Below are 19753 nucleotides of genomic sequence, written 5' to 3'. Positions count from 1 at the left end.
TGTGTATGATTATCTAATCTCATCAACACAGAAGGTTACTTCTGAGGATGATTTTGATGCGTCTGAAATCAGGAAGTTAAATGCATCTGCAATTCTTTCGTTGCTTGGCTCTGAGCCTGTTACTGATCCTGGAAATACTGTGAACATTCTGATCTTTGACTTGAGAACATCACTTAGTTCTTGGTTGACTGTGGTTGTAAATGGTCTTAGTGCTCCTCTGAATACTTCTACTTGGGCTCTTTGTGTTCCTGTTACCTTTCTTCCAATTGGTAGGTCTGGTCCTATGATCATGATTGCTCCATTTGCATCCTTGTAAAGGCGTGGGTCTTTGCTTCCTCCTGGAACGAATTGTTCTAGCGCTCTCTGGGCAACTGTTGCAGGAGTTGAAATGAATTTTTCAGTCAATTCTTCCCATCCTGCTCTGCTCAATTCAGTTAGTTTTCCTACTTCTGGAAGTTTCCCTGTTACGTGAATTACTGCTAAAATTTCCCCAATGTTGGTCTTTGCTGTATTGAGCCATCTTTCTACTTCTTCAGGATTTTTGATATCTACTACATGGGAATGGAATTTACTACTGATTTGCTCTTGAACGTCTTGCGGTGTTGACTGTGAGATAAAGCATGCAACTTTGCCTCCATTCTTCTCAACATGTTGAGCCAAAAATTCTACTCTTTCTGCATCTGTTTTGTCTGTACCGTCAATTGTGAACACTATTGCTTTTCCAGCAAGGTCTGGTTGGTGAACCCCTGGTGCAGTGGTGCCAACATGTGGTTTGACTGGATAGAATACTCTGTCTCCTGGAATTACTTTGCCGTTTAAGATCTTTGCAGTCTCATCATCACACAAATTCAAAACTGATGTTGCAACTTGTCCTTGTGATAGGAATTCTTGATTTGCAATCATATGTGAAGTGTTGTTTTGAACCTTCTCTGCAATTGTTTGTATTTTGTTTAATAGATTTGTAAATGTCTCAGTTAATTTTGATACATCTTTTCCGTTTGCGAGCTTTTCAGCAGCACTTGTAATTCCTTGTTTGACTGTATTCTCATCTTCTCCTAACAGCGGCAACAACTCTTTGTTTGCTGCATCTACTTCTGTTGGGTTTAGATCCTCAAAACCACTTACTCTCATAAATTCTGCTGCAGCTTTTGGATAAACTGTCTTGTAGATTCTATCTGAATGAACTGGTCCTGGATTTGTTGCAATGGATATTATTCCTTTATCTGTTAATTCCCATGACATTGCTTCGGCAAGTCTGTTTTTGGCTCCTTGGGATGCAGTATATGGACTTCTGAATCTGTAAGGTCTTTGTTCTAGTGGTCTTTCTTCTGTGAAGAAAGTTGATATTGTGATTATTTTGCCCCCTTCTTTCATGACCTTTAGTGCTTGCACAGAGCCCCAGAAAGTTCCTGTGAGATGTATTCCTATGGTGCTCTTAAAATCATCTAATGGTGAATTTGCAAAGCATGTAACAGGACCCGAAACTCCTGCATTGTTTATAATATAATCAACTGTGACATTATCGTTCTTTAAAGACTCAAACATTCCATTCATTCCTGATTCGTCACTGACATCTACTCCTGAGAAAATTCTTACAGATGCTCCACTGTTTTTCTGAGAGATTATCTCCTCTAGCATCTTTGATGTCTCCTCTAATGGTTCTTTTCTTCTTCCTAGGATAATGACGCTTGCTCCATTTTCAACAAACTTTTTGGCTATTGCTTGACCAATTCCTGTACCGCTGCCAGTAACTAGTGCAACCTTACCTTGAAACTTCATCTTAAACAGCCTTTCAAAGGCTTTGTGATATTTAATTGAATTGATCTAGCCAAAATCATTTCTTGATATCTTTATTTGTGGGTGTGATGTCTCATTTTTTGATGCATGATACTGAACCTGATACATTTGTCTATCAAACATGGCCTGAGAAATTCAGCGATATGTTAAAGGATATTGGAGTAGAATCTCAACCTAAAGAAATTGGAACTGATGATGTTGAACAAGGTGATTACTATAGTAGATTTTTCGCTCATACCCCTAGAATGATAACTAACAAGGGGTGTCTTGATGTTAAGAACTCAAATATTGATGTCATACACATCATTCAAAAGGGATAGCCAGACATGCAAGATCCAAATCCGCTTCCATGGGGTGCTTTAGACAGATTTCAGGCACATTTCATTGTTCGAAAAGATGTTGGCAATGCTGAAGCTAATTTTGTTGTCAAAACTGTCCTTACAACTAGTGGCCATTTTGGAGCAAAAAAAGTAATCAAAGTCGAATGGAACGGTCATGGTAGTTTGGCCTCTGCACTAAATACCGATGCAACTCTAAACGAAATGATTGCGCAACAATCAGTAAATGGTGCAACCATTTTTGTTGAACCTACAGATGGTGCTGTTCGAATTAGGGGAAAATGGGATGATCATCTTGCCTTTGGAATCACCAAAGATCTCTTTGAAATTTATGACCGAATTGCAGGTCACATAAAATCAATCTAGGCTTTCCACCAATCCAAAGCTAGAAAATCAATCTTCTCTTTACCTTTTGGTATTGCCAAAATGAATTGTTTTCTAACTGTTGTTGCAAGTCTTCCTGCAAGTACAATTCCTGTAGATGTTATTGGTTCTGTTCTGTTGTATACCTGAATAAGATATGGTGCATGATCAATTCCTGGCCCTTTTTCATAAACTGCAAAATCACACCCAAATTTTATTCCAGGATTTATGATGTATTTTTTATCTCTAAAGTTTTTGTACACTAGGTATTTTTTATCAAAATCATGATATTCTTTTTTACAAATCTCTATCATCTGTTCTACACTTACTTTATGTTTTGATTTTGATATGTTGATTATTTTATTTTCTAATAGATACAGACCTTCTATCAAATCTAAAATCAATGGAACGTCTATTTCTTCAGGCTTTGGTTTTGGTATGCCTATTGGTTTTCCATAATATCCTTTACTGAAAAGCTTACGTGAATACTCGATATTCCAAACAATAATCCTGTTTTCTATTAATTCACTTTTTATCATTTTTTTAATTCTTAAAGATGTGTATATGAATTATCTTTATCTGAAGGAAATATTGTTTTTTAAAAATAAGATGAAGAATGTAAGGTGTTTTTTCTAGAGGCTTAAGGCAAGTAATATGAACGAGTCTGAAACACGTTGGCATTTGTCTGCCATTTCCTCGATTCCTTCAATGACGTCTTTGATTAGCATCAATTCTTTTGTGTTTGTAACCTCTGTTAGTAGTTTCAATGTTGCTTGTCTGTATTTGATGTCAATTTCTCGTTCTATTGTCTGTGTTTCTTGAGCTAATTCAATTGCGCTAGCAGTATTTGTGTTTAAGCTTCTGATTATTTCATTGAGTTTGTAGACCTCGTCTACAACAAGTTCAATCAGTGCTGTGATGTCCTTGTCTAATTTGGCACTTTTCAATGTGGTTGTCTTTACATTTGAGAGTTTAAAGGAAATGCCTGTGATGTATCCTGCAATCTCATCCATCGTATATGCCGTGTTTAGGAGGTTTTCTCTGTTCATGATTAATCCTCCCACATCTGCAACTTCACGAGTGATCTTTCTTCGAAGATTCTCTACTTCTTCTTCAATAGTTGAAATCTGCTCTATTGCATTTTTGATCCCAGTCTTGTCTTTTTTCATCATCAAGTCTGGTAATGTTGCAAGCTCTCTTGCTGCATTCAGGATCCTGTTAATCTCGTCTTGTAAAACTGCTATAGCCTTTCTTTTTGCTTGAACTTCAAGCTCTCCGCTATACATAACAGAAGGTGAAAACTTCTCAGGTAATTTAAATCCTCTATGATTTTTGTGAATTTTTGGTATTAGATCTTCCTTTTTTCAGGTGCTACCTTTTTCTGCCCCGCATATAATGCGATTACTTCTTCATTTGTAGATGCATCTTCCACTGCTTTCTCCATTCTTATTTTCCCTGTAAATTTGGGGAATCTCAAAGCAAGTCCTGCATCTTTTCTTATTTTGTTTCTTGCTGCCTTGTGGATTGGACTTAGTGTAATTTCCGATGCAACTACTTCGATAACTAATTCTGGCTCAAACCATACATCGGCTTCCATTTCACTGTCAATTCGTGGATTTTTTTTTATTGTAACCTTTGGATGGAGGATTTGATAGAGTTGGTCAAGATCCTCATCTGAAAAACCTGTACCTACTTTGCATATGCTTGTAAAAGTGTCTTCATCTTCATCATATGTTGCAAGAAGTAGGGTTCCATAGTTTCCAGTTCTCCTACCCTTACCGAAAAATCCGCCTATTACCACCAGGTCTAAACTATCTCCTAATTCGTTTCTGTATTCTCTTTTTAGTTTTAACCAGTAACTTCCTCTTGATCCTGCTTGGTATGGTTTGTCTAACATCTTTAACATCAAACCTTCACTTCCTTCATTGATACTGTTTTCAAAAAAATCTTCTATTTGATTTTCATTTTCCACAATTGTCATGGGAATGCATTTTGCAAAGTCATCTTCTTTTACAATTTTTTCCATTTTCTCTCTTCTTGATTTATAATCTAATTCCAGACAACTTTTTCCATTACAATACAATATGTCAAAAAAATTGACTGTGATTGGATATTCTGTAACTGCTTTTTCGATTTTGTATTTTCTTCTTCTATGCATTAACTCTTGAAATGGTAAAAATTCTCCTGTGTTCTCATTAATTGCGACAGCTTCTGCTTCAAGAATTGCGTTTTCTGCTTGAATGCATTTGGGAATCTTTTCTATGATGTCTGGATAGTAACTTGAAATGTTTTCTAAACTCCTGGAAAACAATATTGATTTTTCTCCTTCTACATGAATCTGTACTCTCTCTCCATCTAGTTTGTACTCTGCTGCAAATTTCTCTTTGAATTTTTCTACTGCGTCCTCTTCACTTTTTACCCTGTCAGCAAGCATGGGTCTGATGGGATTGAACAATGTTGCTTGAAATTCTTCAATTCCTTTGATGCCTTCAGATGCAATTGTTTCTGCTACCTTGCCCAAGTCGCTTGAAACATTGTATGCTTTTTCTAGAACTTTTCTGTTTTCCTTTGATCCTGAAAATGCAATTGCTAATGCATCCATAACTGTATTTTCTGCAACTCCTAACCTGAGAGTCCCTAACAAAATCTTTAGGATGTACCTTGCCTCTATTGGAGTTGCGTCATTTAGCAAACTTGAGATGTACTTCATCTTCATGTCTTGTGAACGAGTTCCTTCAAGCTTGGCAATTTTGAATAACGTTTCGTAGACTCTTTCAACTGTAATGTCTTCGATAACAAACGTTGTCTGTGTTTTTTGTTCTAGTATTTTTGTTGCCGCATGGCCAATATCTCCTCCTTTTCTGTACTCTTCTTCTATTTTCTTAAGTGGAATTCCTGAAGACTTTGAAATTGCTCTTATTGCTAGTTTCTCTGCAACTCCTAACTCTATTCCTTCAAAATCTGGTCTTAGCTTACCTTGCAAAAGATAAATTATTCTGGAAATAACTTCGGTCGGAGTTTTTTCAAACAATTCTACCAAATACTGTGTTAGCTCTAATCGCTTTGTTGTCGATTCCATCTTGTTAAATGAGTCAGCTAATATGGTAAATTCCACTCTATTTTTTGTCTCATCTGAAATAAAAGTCTGAATTTTTCACATCTGTGCCTATTGTCAATTTAGATTTTTTACTTTGTTACATTCTGAAATTTATGTGTATGATCGTAATTGATTCCAATTATTTTGAAAATCCTTTCATCATATCTGTTATTTTTTTCACAAGATGTGGCTTTGTTAGATGTATTTGAAGATTGTTGGTTTGTCTGATTTTGGGATCTCTGAAACCAATGCAAAGTTGTAAAGTGGGTGTTGCTTTTTGTATTGTTTCATAAAACTCCATGCTACATCATGTGTTTTAAATTCTGTTCTTAGCCCGTCAATCTGAGCTTTCTGTCCAAAAACGTCAAAAGGTATTATTGAGTATTGTTTTGGTCTGTTGTGTGGTTTTGCCTTTAAGAGCCAAGCCAAGGCAAAAATGAAAACTGCTCCCAATATGATGTATTCTCCTGCTATTTTGAAGAATGCCATGAATACTCCTGGTATTGTTTGTCCAAAAAGAACTGCCACAAAATTGGAAAATGATATTACTGCTAATGCTGTAAGAATGTATGTCTTCCAATCAAATAGTTTTTGAAAACCATTCATGACGTAATTTTAGTAGTTCCTATTTTCTTTTAACTATTTCCTATGATTTCCTTTTTTACTACAAGTATTTTCTTGATATTCTATCGTTTTCTTCCTTTGAAGACAAAAAATACTGTTATTTAGATAACTTGTCTAGTCTGGATCTTCGTAGTTTTCCTTCTTCTTTTCTACATCAGATGAACTGGCATTGCCACCTGCGCCTTCCATTGGCTTCATCTTGGCCTCCAACACATCCATTCTTGCCCTGTACCCCTCTGCATACTCCAGTTCTGATGGAACCAGGGTAGCTGGATGTATGAATCCCTGACTTCTTATTGCAAGTGCCTTCTTTGTTGCATTCTCTCTGATATAGTCCCAGTCTGGAGTTGAGAATCCGTCAAATGGTCCTGTAAACTTTCCATTGTGCATACTAAACACCAATGCTTCTACTATTGGAATGCAAAAGTTGATTGTTGCAGCCGAATTTAGCTTGACTGGCATTAGGGGCATGTTGTGGCTTCCTCTTGTGTTTCCGGCAACGTAATGCGGATTGTTAAAGACACTTCCTACCTCTTCTGTTGCAGGAAATAGTTTCTGGGTTCTGACTAAACATATTGGGTCATCCTTTCCAACATATGTCCCTGCAATGTTGTGCAGTCTGTCAGTTGATGCTGCCAGTATTGGTTCCCCGTCTTTTGTGGTTACTGTATCTACTACGTATCTTCCCGGATACATCAGTGCTGCCTCTATTGTTGGCTTGTCTTGCCATAACTCTAATTCTGCAACCTTTCCTTCTTCAACATCCATGATGTTCATCTTGACACCGCCTGCCAAGTTCTTGTTTACAATCAATCCTGTGTTGCTTAGCGCATCTACAAACATTCTGTAGATTGGATAGTTAAATGCGCCAGGCTCTGTCTTGTCTGCTGCAAATACTGTGAATGCCTCGTTTGGCCTTTCTTCAAACTCCATCTCTGCAACCCCTGGACCCATTCCTTTGACATTTCCTGAAAATGAATCTCTTAGAAGATCCTGTCCTGCACCATACAGCCCTTCTTCTTTTGCAACCTGGGTTCCTGCCATGAATGCGTCCCATGCAAGCTTGTGGATTTTTTGGTTGTCTGTTCCATGTGTGTGGGACATCACAATGTGGACGTCATCTCCAGCATATCCAATGTAATAATCAATAAGCAAATCTTTTGAATTGTCGATGGTATTTCTAACTGCTTCAATTAGACCATCACTTGGTCTTGTATGACCTCCTACTCCGCCAACGTCGGCTTTGATAACAGAAACTGTGATCTTCATGGGATGTGTCTTCTGTCTCTTTGATTTATGTGTTGTACTTTGCACAAGTTTTGAACCTGACTTTCTTGTTTCCTGTTTTGAACCTTTAATGTAGAATTTATGATGTTCCTACTTTGCTCTATGATCTTTACTGAATTTGGTTCTAACAATATAGAATCATGTATTCTATTTTGATTCTTATGCCCAATCTATTTTGATGTTTGTACCATAGACATTTGATTTGTATTTTGATCTTGAAAATTTGAGTAATTGTCCATATAAAAAGCTCATAATTCTTATTACCTACACCTGTGTTTCTAACTTAGAATCTATAATGTGTTCAATTTTAGGGCTGACTAGCCGAAGTGATGTTGCTCCTACAATTGTAAACTCTTTGCGACGTATGGAGTACCGTGGATATGACAGTGTTGGTGTTGCAGTAAACCACGAATCTCAAATTTCTGTCAAAAAAGGTATCGGAAAAGTAGATGAAGTTAACACTCAAGTTTCTATGGACTCTCTTTCTGGTACTATTGGTATTGGGCACACTAGATGGGCTACTCATGGAGGAGTCACTGTAGAAAATGCCCATCCTCACATGTGTAATTCTGATTCTATAGGTGTAGTACATAATGGAATCATTGAAAACTATGCTGATCTAAGAAAGGAATTAGAAGATAATCACAATATTGTCTTTAAGAGTTCGACTGATACTGAGGTAATTCCTAATCTTTTACAGATCAATTTTGAAAAATCTCATGATGTAAAAAAAGCAATAATGGATACTGTTTCAAAACTTAAAGGACATTATGCTTTTGTTGCTCTTTTTAAAAATGGCCAAATGGTTGGTGTACGAAATCATGAGCCTTTGATACTTGGAATTGCAAAAGATATCGATGATTTGTTGTTAACTAGTGATGTGGTTGGACTTCCTGAAAATATTTCTTCTGTAATCTATATTGAAAATTCTCAATTTGTAATTATTGAAGATCATAAATACAAACTTTATAATTTTGAAGGGAACGCAGCTCAATTCACAATAAAAACAATTCCTAAAAATTATCAAAACGTCTCTAAAGGTGAACATCCATTTTTTACAGCTAAGGAAATTTTTGAACAACCTGAAACAATTCTTGTTGCGGGTAATGATGATGATGGTAATTATCTTGAAAAAATTGTAGATTTTGTACGGGATTCTGATTATGTATATGTCACAGGAAGTGGAACCAGTTATCATATTGCAGTTATTGCAAAGTATCTTTTCTCTAGATTTGCGGGTAAAAAAGTTGAACATGTGATGTCTAGCGAAATGAAATATTCTTCTAGATACATTATTCCTAATTCAACAATCTTTGCGATCTCTCAAAGTGGAGAAAGTGCTGATGTATTAGAAGCAATATCCATTGGTAAAACAAAAAATTCTAAAATTCTATCCATGGTTAACTCTAAAAATTCTTCTCTTGCACGCGAGTCCATTTTTTCAATCGGACTAAATTGTGGACCTGAAATTGGAGTGGCTGCAACCAAAAGTTTTACCTCTCAAATGGCAATAATGTATCAAATCGCAGATAAATTATGTGATTCTTGTCTTGGAGTAGATTTTAAGAAAGTTTCTGAAGCGTATTCGAAAATTCTCTCTGATACCTCTCAAATTCAAAAATTGGTTAAATCTCTTAAAAATTTGCACAATCTCTTTGTTATTGGAAGAGGAATCCATTACCCAATAGCAAAGGAAGGGGCTCTAAAAATAAAAGAAATTACATATGTTCATGCAGAAGGTATCGCAGCTGGTGAACTTAAACACGGACCTCTTGCATTGATGGACTCTGAAACATATGTGATTGTAATTAATCCTGATGACGATTCCTATGTTGATAATATCTCAAGTGCACATGAAATAAAATCCCGTGATGCAAAAATTATTGGAATATCCAACAAACCTGATCCAAGCTATGATTATTGGATAGAAATCCCAACAATTGCCAAAGAACTTTATCCACTACTTGAAATAATTCCATTGCAGCTTATTGCTTATTATCTTGCAATTGAAAGAGGAATTGATCCTGACTATCCAAAAAACCTTGCAAAATCAGTCACCGTGAAATAACTCTTTTTTTGTATGTGTAATATTTGATGTCTCTCCTTTTTTATTTGTGACTTGTCTTTGGTTGTATCTGAAAACAAGATCTTTTTGGCAAAAAAATCTTGTTTTCTTGTTTCTAAACCTTCCATCATATACATAAATGGGGTGTTTCTAGGGTATGCATGAAAAAAGTATTTGTTAATGGTTATGGCTCAATTGGAAGTAGGATTACCGCTTTTTTAAAAGATGATCCTGAAATTTCTGTTATAGGTGTGGGCAAATACTCTCCCGATGATAAGGTGGATCTAGCTATATCTAGAGGTTTGAATGTTTATGTCCCTGAAAATAAGATTGACAATTTTAAAGATTATCAAATATCTGGTAGTATTGAATCTGCATTAGATGACTGTGATTTGGTTATTGATGCTGCCCCTGGTGGTCATGGTTATAAAAACAAGAAAAATCTTTACGAACCAAAAAATGTTCATGCTATTTATCAAGGGGGAGAATCTACAATTGGCTCTGAGGCTGTTTCTGATTTACTTTTTAACTCTAGAGCAAATTATGATCTTGCCTTGGGCAAATTCCATGTGATGCAAGGTAGTTGTAATGTTACCGGAATGGGACGCATACTTGAACCGCTTCGAGATAAATATGGAGATCAACTTGTTAGATTTGATGTTACTCTAGTACGACGCTGGGCTGACATTGAGCAAACTGACAAGAAGCTGTCTGATACAATAGAGATGACTGAAAAACCTCATCATGGGGATGATGTAAAAACTTACTTTGGAAAAGATGCACCTCTCTTTGTTAGAGCTATTAAGGTTCCTACAAGACAGATGCACTTACACATAATGGATATTAGATTCAATGGTTCTGCTCCAAAACCCTCAGAAATTCATGAAATTTTCAAAGATGAATTTGGTGTAGCCACATTGTGGACTGCAAAGGGGACTAAAGATGTAAGAGACTATGCAAATAGTATGGGATTCAATTTTACAGATACTAACATGATTCACATTCATGCTAACATGACTACCTCTATTGGAGATACTGTCCAAATGATGTATTCTGATGATCAAACTGGAATCGTCATCCCAGAAAATCATATGTTGATGCAGGCAATGCTTTTTGATAGGTCCTATGAAGATGCATTTTCTCATACTGAATCTATTTTTAATATGAAGGAAAAGAAAGAGAAATTACAAGAACATTTTGCAAAAAAAAACTGACTGTTTGCCTTCTCTTATCTTCATGATACGTAATTTCCTGTAATCTTTCTTTTTCATTGACTTTTTGCCTGAGATTAGTAACAGAACACCGTTTAGAATTATTAATAACGATGATGTGAAATCTCTATGTCTCATATATTGCAACACATGAAAATTTTAGTAATTGATGATAATCCTTTGTTTGGGCGTATCTTTGTAAAACGACTAAAATTAAAAGGATTTTTGGTTGATTATGCTACTACTCTTAGAGATGGATTAAGACGATTCGAAACTGAACAATTCCATGTGGTGTTTATTGACACTCCGTTTGATATGATCTCTGAAAAACAAGTTTTAGAAACACTTCAAAAAAATGACATATTTAACAAATCTTCTGTTTTCTTGTTTTCTTCAATTGATATTAATCAAACTGATTTGAATGAGTGGAAGACCTCTGGATTATTTTCATATCTGAAAAAACCTGTTAAATTTAACGAAATAATCAAAGAACTTGAAAATGTCAAAATAGACTTGTCTTATAGTATTTCAAAAAATCCCCCTTCTGATGATACATTATCCTACAGTGATCTCTCTGTCTCAAATTCTGATGAAAAACTAACTCAACTACAAAACCAAATTCGTGAACTTGAACAACACGTTGAAGATTCTACGATTCCTGACATTCCTTCTGAAACTGCACCTGCTGCTGACACTCAGGATTCTGCTGATGTTGCAATTCGACAAGCTTCTTCAACTTATGATGATCAGGATGACGATGACGAAGCCACCTCTGAACAATTAGAAAAACTAACTCAACTACAAAACCAAATTCGTGAACTTGAACAACACGTTGAAGATTCTACGATTCCTGACATTCCTTCTGAAACTGCACCTGCTGCTGACACTCAGGATTCTGCTGATGTTGCAACTCGACAAGTTTTTTCTGACATGAAAGTTGACTCGTTTACAGAAAAAATGACTGCGTTTCAAAGCATAATAACTACTCTGAAATCATTCAACTCTTTGGATTTTGGTACAAATACATCTAACCCAATTCCTGTGAGAAATGATGATGTTTCAAAAACCACTATTGAGCAAGAGATCAAAGATACTTTGTCTGAAATAGATCTTTTAAGAAAAGATCTTCTTCTTCTTGATGAAGCCTCCTCTCAAGATACTGATGGAAAAAAAAAACGTAAAATTACTACAATGAGTCAAAATAACCCACCAAAATCTGGCAAGAAACCCTCTATTAAAAAAACTACCAAAAAAACTAGAAAAACTACCAAAAAAACTAGAAAAACTAAAAAATTAGCTAGCAGTTGAAAATTTTCTAAACATGCTTGTAATTATTTCCCTTATGTAGAAAATAAATAATTTCTTTAACTTAATCGTTGATTTTCATCGTATGATCAACTTACTCATGTTATGAATTATTTTTTAGATTTTTCCTAATTTTTCTTTGAACTCTTTGTATGTTTTTGTATATGACTCCATATCTCCAACATCTGTAAATCCTTTTTTTATTGAGTAACTGTTCATTCTCTTCTTTTTTGCCATTGCCTTTAGAATCACTTTGTCCATTCCATAAGGCATATCTTCCGGAATATATGGGAAAACTCCTGGTTCCATAACATAACATCCTGTGTTTATGCTTGAAACAATCTCTGGTTTCTCTCTCCATGCTGTTATGAATCCCTTCTTGTCTGTATCGATAACTCCGTATGGCAAGCGTGATTTGTATTCGTATAAGCACATTGTGATAAACGACTTGTCTTTTTGATGTTTTTTTACCATGTTTTTGAGAGAAAAATCAAACACTGAATCTCCATACATACATACAAAAGTGTCATCAATAAATTCTTCAGCAGTCTTCAACTGTCCTGCTGTTGCAAGCGGTTTGTTTGATATTGCATATTCTATGTCTACTCCAAAATCTTTACCGTCTTCAAAATAATCTTGAATATTTTTTCGCAAATAGCTTACGCATAATACTACTGATTTTATGTTGTTTTTTTTCAGCCAATTAATGGAATGTTCTAGTAGTGGTTTATCTCCTAATGGCAGCATGGGTTTTGGCACGAATAAAGTGTATGGTTGTAATCTTGTCCCTAATCCTCCTGTTAAAATTACTGCCTTCATGTTCGTTTTTTCTTTGACGTGTTTATGATTCTTGTGCTATGATTCTTTTCATTTTGTATTATCGTAAGAGATAATAAGGAAAATCGTTTCGATTCGAAATATCTTATGATGCCTCTGATCCTTCTTTATGAAGTTATTATTACTCACACCCAAGGAGATTCTGTTATTCTATGACTGCTAATGCTGAAATTGTAGGAACCTTGCCTACAGAAAAGTTCTCATCCCAGCTAAAATCATTTGGGATCTCGCCATCAAAGGTACACCGCAACCTCACAGTAGACCAGATGGTAGAACTGGCAGTAAAAAGAGAGGAAGGCGTCATCAACTCAACTGGCTCTTTATCTGTAAATACCGGAAAATACACCGGACGTTCACCTGATGACAGATTTATCGTATATGATGATAAAACACACGACACCATAGACTGGGGAAAGATAAACCACCAGTTCCCATCTGGAAAATTCGAAAAGATTCTAGAAAAGATGAAGGCATTTGTTGATAACAAGGAGCTGTTTGTGTTTGACGGGTTTGTTGGAGCAGATCCTGAAACCCGTCTCCCAATCCGCGTAATCAACGACCACGTATGGCAGAATCTGTTTGCAAGAAACCTCTTCATCAGACCAACTGATTCAGAACTAGAAAACCACGAGCCTGAATTTACAATAATGTGCATCAATGATTTTACTGCTGTTCCAGAAATTGACGGGACCAGAACTGATGTCTTTATTCTGATTGACCTGACAAGAAAGATTGTCCTCATTGGAGGAACACAATATGCAGGCGAGATGAAAAAGTCAATGTTTGGAGTGATGAACTTTTTGCTTCCAGACAGAAACATCTTCCCAATGCACTGCTCTGCAAACATTGGAGAGAAAGGCGACACTGCATTGTTCTTTGGGTTGTCCGGTACTGGAAAGACCACATTGTCAGCTGATCCTAATAGGAAACTAATTGGCGATGACGAACACGGATGGTCTGATAATGGAACGTTTAACTTTGAAGGTGGATGCTACGCAAAATGTATCAATCTCAGCCAGGAGGCAGAACCTGAAATCTGGAATGCCATCAAACCCGGTGCCGTATTGGAAAATGTCGTACTGTCAAATGATGACAAAAAGACACCTGACTATGATGATAACAGCATAACTGAAAATACTAGGGTGGCATATCCTCTTGATTATATACCAGGTGCTGTAATCCCAAGTGTTGGTGGAAACCCACGGGTTATCGTATTTCTTACTGCTGATGCACTGGGGGTATTGCCACCTGTATCTAGACTCACAAAAGAGGGCGCAATGTATCACTTTATGTCAGGTTACACAAGCAAACTGGCAGGAACAGAACGCGGAATCAAGGAACCAAAATCAGTGTTCTCTGAATGCTTTGGAGCCCCATTCATGCCAAGACCTGCATCTGTCTATGCCAAATTGTTAGGTGAGAAAATCAACCAGCACAATACCGTAGTCTATCTTGTAAACACTGGCTGGTCTGGCGGCCCATACGGTGTAGGAAAACGAATCAAGATAAAATACAGCAGGGCAATGGTCACTGCTGCCTTGTCTGGTGCTCTGGATATCGTAAAGTACAGACATGATGATTTGTTTAATGTGGATATTCCAATGGAAGTTGATGGTGTTCCATCAGATGTGTTGGACCCAAAGAATACCTGGATTGACAAGGACTCTTATGATTTGTCTGCAAAGAAACTGGCTCAGATGTTCGTTGAGAACTTTAAGAAGTTTGAGGGCGTCTCACCTGAGATAGTTGATGCTGGACCAAAGATTCAGCAGTAGTTTGGTGTTGCACTGTATGTCTCCTAGTTGCCACATTTTGTACCGTTCATATTTTTCTCTAAATCCTGAATTTAAAATAGATGAGTATTTTGTTATCTTAAAGAATTTAACCTAGAGAATAATACGAAAATTGTGAAAGTACTAACTTTAGATGATTTTGACCTTAAAGGGAAAACTGTTTTTTTAAGAGTAGACATGAACTGCCCAATTGATTCCAACACAATGGAAATTTCTGGAACCAAAAGAATTGAAGAAGCAATTGAAACAATAAAAGCATTAGATCAAAGTAAACTGGTCATTGCATCTCACCAAGGGAGAGTTGGAAATGATGACTATACTGGTATGGACAAACATGTCAAAGTATTGGAAAAATTGTTAAACAAGAAAATCAAATATGTTGAAGATGTAATCGGCCAATCTGCTCAAAATGAAATAAAAAACCTACAAAACGGAGAAATTCTTCTTTTAGATAATCTTAGACTATGTGCAGAAGAAAATTATGAATTTTCACCCGATGATGCGTCAAATACAATTATGGTAAAACGTCTTGCTCATTTGTTTGATCTATGTGTTTTGGATTCGTTCCCTAGTGCCCATAGGTCTCACCCTTCTATTGTTGGGTTTCCTCATGTCTTACCTGCATGTGCAGGAAGGATTGTAGAACGTGAAGTGCGAAACTTGGATGAGATAATGACTGTTGCTAAAGCACCTCACGTTATAGTTCTTGGTGGCTCTAAAGTTCCAGATAGGTTGGAGGCCATTAAAATGCTGATTAAAACTGGACGTGCTGATCATGTGTTGCTGACCGGTTTGATTGGTAATGTATTCATGCGTGCTCAGGCTAGAGTAAAGTATCCTCTTGGGATAAAAAGAGAAGATGAGGTTGTTGCAAAAGCTCACGCTTTAATTGGTGAGTATCCAGACGTGTTTACAACACCTGTAGATGTTGCTATTGATAAAGATGGACAACGAGTTGATATGGATGTTCGTGATTTGCAAACGGGAGATAAGATATATGATCTTGGGCCAAAAACCATAGATCATTATTCTAAAATCATCGCTAGCGCTGGAACTGTATTTATCAGTGGTCCAGCTGGATTTTTTGAGAAAAAAGATTTTTCACTTGGAACTAGAGGACTACTAAATGCTGTTGCAAATTCTATGGCAACCTCTCTTGTAAGCGGAGGTCATTTGACTACTGCTCTCAAAGAACAAGGATTGGAAGAAAAAATCAACCATATTAGTACTGCAGGAGGAGCTCTAGTATTGTATCTGACGGGTGAAAAACTTCCTATGATAAAGGCACTTGAGTCTGCTGCCTCTAAGCACAAATCTGACTAAATTTTGACCGCTTCACTAAATGGATCATCTGTCCCTAAATTCGTTTTTTTAGCTTGTATTTTTTTTGTGTTAGGATTGAATCATCTTTTCACACATATTTGCAATCTAGACGATAGAACCGAAAGACTTGTTATGTTTTGTTGAATATTTCACTTATGATGAAATTCATGTTTGTTATCTTTATGATATTGTTTGTGTCTGTACCTGTTGCACATGCACTTCCTAGCGATGCAGAGTTGGTGTTAGATGAAATAGGGATATCTCCTTCTTATCCAAAATATGGAGAATTGGTGGCAATAACTGGCTCTGTATATAATAACGGCATTAAAAATATTGGAACCTTTGCAAGTATTGTAACTGTTGGCTATTATGTTGACGGACATCTTCTCTTTGTTGATGCTTTGCCTGATCTTAAACCTGGTTTGTCTAATAAACTAGATATTTCCTCTGCTCCTGTTTGGCAGGCTAAACCCGGAATTCATGAAATCAAAATAGTAGTGGACTTCCACGACACGCTAAAAGATGAATTTGATTCTCCTGATGACAATGTACTTGTAAAAGATTTCTTAATAACTCCAAAATCGGAAACTGTTCTATCTGTTACTAGTTCGGCTCAATACTTTGTTAAAGGTAATCCTGTCCCACAAATAACTGTCTCTTTATTTGACTCTGCATCTAATCAACCACTTGAACATAAAAAAATCATTTTATATCTAAATGAAGATTTTTCCACATTAGTCACAAATGAACGTGGCTCTTCAAGCATTTTGCCCACTATTCCACTTCATGATATTGTTAATGTGGAAGCTTATTTTGATGGGGATGAACAATATCTTCCGTCTAATTCTACTTTGACTCTTCTTCCGTTACCTCCAACAGCTCAGGGTTTGATCTCTGATTCTGTAGATATTCCGTCCTGGATCAAAAATAATGCCGGGTGGTGGGCAGATGGTCTGATTGATGACTCTTCTTTTATTTTGGGGATGCAGCATCTGATTGAAAATAATGTCTTGCAGATTCCCTATGATAACTCATCTAGTGCAGATTTCTCAGAGGAACAAGTTCCGTCCTGGATCAAAAATAATGCCGGGTGGTGGGCAGATGGTCTGATTGATGACTCTTCTTTTATTTTGGGGATGCAGCATCTGATTAAAAATGGCTATGTGAAAATTTCTAAAACTCTTGATTGATACTTTTCCTTAGGGTTTTGTAGTTCTTCTTTTGAGGGTGTTTCTATGATGATGATATTTTATGATGTTGTTCTGCCTTCTGGATTTTCATACTTAAAAAACTTCTCGGCAACATTATTTCCATATGTTACTTGTATCTTGTATTCACCATATCCGTATTCTTTGAATCCATCGTATTCAGCTGATATGTCATGGATTGAAAATATTGATTTAATGGGCATGACGTATCCTTCTGGAGTTGTAATCCTTGTTTTTACTAGATCTAGCCTGTCTAGTTTGATTAGCCTCTCATTGTTTTCTACATTTAGCCCATAAATGATCTTGTTTGGCAATTCTGTTTTATCTATCCATAAATCAAACGTTTTGTCTTCTTTTGCTATATTTCCTGTTGTAAAATGATATGTTGCGTGTGTCTTTGGACCCCCTGGTGGGATGACATCTGACGAAATAATGTATTCTACTTCTAATAGGTTGTCTTGTGTTGAAAATCGATATATGTTATCATGAAAGAAAAAAGCTGAAAACCATCCTGTTGGGGTTATGGGAATTTCTTTGAGCACTCTATTTCCATTCAGCTTTATGTCTATAGCTGAGGTTATTGATTTTTTGCCTGTTTGATCAAAATTGGTCTCATCTGCGTTTTCTATTACTGTCGGATTTGTAAAGTCAAACTTTCCATAAACAATGATTTTGTCTCGATAATTGTAATGATCTTTGTCTGTCCATATTATTAATGGCTCGATTGATTCTTTAGTTTCTTTTGGTAACTCTGTTTCTTTGCTGGTGTTATTTGTTATTGGTGTGCTTGATTTTATTTCGTCACCTATGTATCTGCAACAATGATCATGACCTCTTAATGGAATCTGTTTTTGCGGATCTGGTGGGTTTTTACAGAGGCCATCAAGATGTACGTAATCACAAAACCAGTGGTTGTCATCTACTGCTTCTGTTCTCCATCCTGTACATTCCGGAAATGCTGGAAACACTGAACAAAAGTTATAGCTTCCTGTTTTAGCTGCGTCTGCAGGAATGATGATAAAGCTAGTTGAAACTATTACAAAAATTGGAATTAATATTGCATTTAATCTCCCATGATCCATTGTTAGTTTGCCTCCATGATAATCTCTACTGATACACTTTCTTGTTCATTTACCACAAAAGGTTCTGACCATACGATTGTGCCATCTGGAAAAATTGCTTTTGCTACATATGGTTCATTGCTTGTAAAATTTGGCAATGTGTTTATCCACTCTGTGAGGCCTTCGCTGTTTGTACTAGCTGAATAGATCCAATTCTCTATGACTACATTATCTTGTGGTGTTCCATTTTTGTCAGTGATTTTGAATTGAACTTTGGCTGTTTCAGATATTGACACACTTCTTGTTATGACTTCGTTTTCTTGGAAAACTCTTTGAAATGCATCCACTATTCTACCTTTCATGTATATTTCTACAATGTATTCGTGGTCTGAAGGCATTTTATTTATCAGGAAATTACCTATGCTCAAATCAAAATTATTCATGGTCGTATCTTGCCTGTTGTAATTTTTATTGGTGGTAATCTTTCCAAACAAGTTCTCATATGAGTCTTGGAAAATGACTGCAGTTATGTCTGATCTATCTAAATTTAGTTCCAATTCATCTGAAATCACCTCTAATGCTAATGCTGACTGCTTGTCTTGTAATTTGATTGGGAAAATCGGTTTGCTGTCCGATATTGATGATTCGTTTTCTAAATTTGTCTGCATTTCTATTATTCTGTCGTCAAATGGTATTGTAGTGTCAAAAGTGAATCTCCCATGCGTATCTGTGATTACTTTGCCTCTGATTGTATCTTCTATCTTTATTCTCAAGTCTTTATTTTTTTGAACTTCTTGAAAAATATCTGCAATCTCTCCTTCTACTCTTATTTCTTGTTCATTTGTTCTGTCGTTATATTTCTGATAAACATTAGAGGAAATTAACAATGGTGCTTTTTCCCCTATTTGGAAAACCTTTTGAACAATGTTGTTGCCTGGATTGTCTCTCAAATGTGATAATGTGTCGTGATAGTTTAAAATCACTGTGATGACATAATTTCCTGAAATTGCATCAAAAATAGGTCCTGATGATATTTTTACTCCGTTTTCAATTCCGGGCAAAACATTTTCTAATAGTGAAATTTCAACTAATTCCCCATTTACTATGTATCCGATTGTAACTACATTGGATACTGCTTCTGTTGGGATAATTCCTGCGTTATATACTGTCCCGTGTACTGTGACTGCTTCCCTGTTCTTTGGATTTTCAGGTTCTATCCATATGTCATTTAATACCAAGTCTGCTGAATTGATAGTTCCAAACAAATCCACTGACTCTGTTAACGCAAATGATGACTGAATTCCTAAAGATATTGTTATAATGCTTATTGCAACTAATCTTATGACGTGATTATAATACATACCAAAATAGTATCAAAGTCAAATTTATACCCCCCGCTTGGATTAATTGTATTGTTACGGTTCTGATTTTTCTATAAATCCTT

At 36.1% G+C, this 19753-nt stretch carries 17 protein-coding genes; 8 read left to right on the top strand and 9 right to left on the bottom strand.

From position 1 onward, the window contains the following. Nucleotides 1-9 precede the first annotated feature (9 nt). Nucleotides 10-1779 (bottom strand): SDR family NAD(P)-dependent oxidoreductase, encoded by a 1770-nt coding sequence (locus ACOQN3_RS06640; protein ID WP_420545697.1) that lies wholly within the window; start codon nt 1777-1779, stop codon nt 10-12. A gap of 101 nt (nt 1780-1880) precedes the next feature. Here ACOQN3_RS06640 and ACOQN3_RS06635 point away from each other — a divergent pair, with 101 nt between their 5' ends. Both ACOQN3_RS06635 and ACOQN3_RS06630 read left to right on the top strand, forming a co-directional pair. Further along, nucleotides 1881-2117 carry a hypothetical protein gene (locus tag ACOQN3_RS06635; protein ID WP_420545696.1) on the top strand — a complete coding sequence of 79 codons (237 nt, stop codon included), beginning with the start codon at nt 1881-1883 and terminating at the stop codon, nt 2115-2117. A 6-nt stretch (nt 2118-2123) separates the two neighbouring features. Continuing rightward, nucleotides 2124-2501 carry a hypothetical protein gene (locus ACOQN3_RS06630; RefSeq protein ID WP_420545695.1) on the top strand — a complete coding sequence of 126 codons (378 nt, stop codon included), beginning with the start codon at nt 2124-2126 and terminating at the stop codon, nt 2499-2501. Here the strand turns inward: ACOQN3_RS06630 and endA are convergent. The 5 genes from endA to fbp form a co-directional block, all read right to left on the bottom strand. Beyond that, nucleotides 2498-3034 (bottom strand): tRNA-intron lyase, encoded by a 537-nt coding sequence (gene endA / locus ACOQN3_RS06625; protein WP_420546606.1) that lies wholly within the window; start codon nt 3032-3034, stop codon nt 2498-2500. The two genes, ACOQN3_RS06630 and endA, sit on opposite strands and share 4 nt — an antisense overlap. Before the next feature lie 96 nt (nt 3035-3130). Further along, nucleotides 3131-3784, bottom strand: coding sequence for a DUF47 domain-containing protein (locus ACOQN3_RS06620; RefSeq protein WP_420545694.1), 654 nt, complete (start codon nt 3782-3784; stop codon nt 3131-3133). Between the two features lie 62 nt (nt 3785-3846). Continuing rightward, nucleotides 3847-5613, bottom strand: coding sequence for an ATP-dependent DNA ligase (locus ACOQN3_RS06615; protein ID WP_420545693.1), 1767 nt, complete (start codon nt 5611-5613; stop codon nt 3847-3849). 177 nt (nt 5614-5790) lie between these two features. Further along, on the bottom strand, nt 5791-6201 hold the full coding sequence (locus ACOQN3_RS06610; RefSeq protein ID WP_420545692.1) for a hypothetical protein: 411 nt from the start codon (nt 6199-6201) through the stop codon (nt 5791-5793). A 132-nt stretch (nt 6202-6333) separates the two neighbouring features. After that, a complete protein-coding gene (gene fbp / locus ACOQN3_RS06605) occupies nt 6334-7488 on the bottom strand; it encodes a fructose-1,6-bisphosphate aldolase/phosphatase (protein WP_420545680.1) in 1155 nt (384 codons plus the stop codon). A 313-nt stretch (nt 7489-7801) separates the two neighbouring features. Between fbp and glmS the strand changes: the two genes are divergently transcribed. From glmS to ACOQN3_RS06590, 3 genes are all read left to right on the top strand, one after another. Beyond that, the gene (glmS, locus tag ACOQN3_RS06600) at nt 7802-9574 is read left to right on the top strand and encodes a glutamine--fructose-6-phosphate transaminase (isomerizing) (protein WP_420545691.1); all 1773 of its coding nucleotides are present in this window, start codon (nt 7802-7804) and stop codon (nt 9572-9574) included. 158 nt (nt 9575-9732) lie between these two features. After that, on the top strand, nt 9733-10785 hold the full coding sequence (locus ACOQN3_RS06595; RefSeq protein WP_420545690.1) for a type II glyceraldehyde-3-phosphate dehydrogenase: 1053 nt from the start codon (nt 9733-9735) through the stop codon (nt 10783-10785). A gap of 126 nt (nt 10786-10911) precedes the next feature. Beyond that, nucleotides 10912-12090, top strand: a complete 1179-nt coding sequence (locus tag ACOQN3_RS06590; RefSeq protein ID WP_420545689.1) for a response regulator — start codon at nt 10912-10914, stop codon at nt 12088-12090. A gap of 114 nt (nt 12091-12204) precedes the next feature. On the opposite strand, the gene ACOQN3_RS06585 is transcribed toward ACOQN3_RS06590, so the two are convergent. After that, complete coding sequence (locus tag ACOQN3_RS06585) at nt 12205-12906, bottom strand: nucleotidyltransferase family protein (RefSeq protein ID WP_420545688.1); 702 nt, start codon at nt 12904-12906, stop codon at nt 12205-12207. A gap of 170 nt (nt 12907-13076) precedes the next feature. On the opposite strand from ACOQN3_RS06585, the gene pckA reads away from it, so the two are divergent. From pckA to ACOQN3_RS06570, 3 genes are all read left to right on the top strand, one after another. Next, nucleotides 13077-14699, top strand: coding sequence for a phosphoenolpyruvate carboxykinase (ATP) (gene pckA, locus ACOQN3_RS06580; RefSeq protein WP_420544800.1), 1623 nt, complete (start codon nt 13077-13079; stop codon nt 14697-14699). A gap of 132 nt (nt 14700-14831) precedes the next feature. Beyond that, entirely contained in the window at nt 14832-16040 is a 1209-nt protein-coding gene (locus tag ACOQN3_RS06575; protein WP_420545687.1) for a phosphoglycerate kinase, read from the top strand. A 167-nt stretch (nt 16041-16207) separates the two neighbouring features. Further along, nucleotides 16208-17230, top strand: a complete 1023-nt coding sequence (locus tag ACOQN3_RS06570) for a CARDB domain-containing protein (RefSeq protein ID WP_420545686.1) — start codon at nt 16208-16210, stop codon at nt 17228-17230. A gap of 59 nt (nt 17231-17289) precedes the next feature. On the opposite strand, the gene ACOQN3_RS06565 is transcribed toward ACOQN3_RS06570, so the two are convergent. Next, the gene (locus ACOQN3_RS06565; RefSeq protein WP_420545685.1) at nt 17290-18330 is read right to left on the bottom strand and encodes a hypothetical protein; all 1041 of its coding nucleotides are present in this window, start codon (nt 18328-18330) and stop codon (nt 17290-17292) included. Nucleotides 18331-18332: 2 nt separating this feature from the next. Beyond that, complete coding sequence (locus ACOQN3_RS06560; protein ID WP_420545684.1) at nt 18333-19670, bottom strand: hypothetical protein; 1338 nt, start codon at nt 19668-19670, stop codon at nt 18333-18335. Nucleotides 19671-19753: the final 83 nt, after the last annotated feature.

The sequence above is a fragment of the Candidatus Nitrosopumilus sp. genome, from assembly GCF_965223225.1.
In the GTDB taxonomy this organism is placed as follows: domain Archaea; phylum Thermoproteota; class Nitrososphaeria; order Nitrososphaerales; family Nitrosopumilaceae; genus Nitrosopumilus.
The sequence above is the reverse complement of the archived record's forward strand: the minus strand, read 5'-3'. Positions and strand labels throughout refer to the sequence as shown.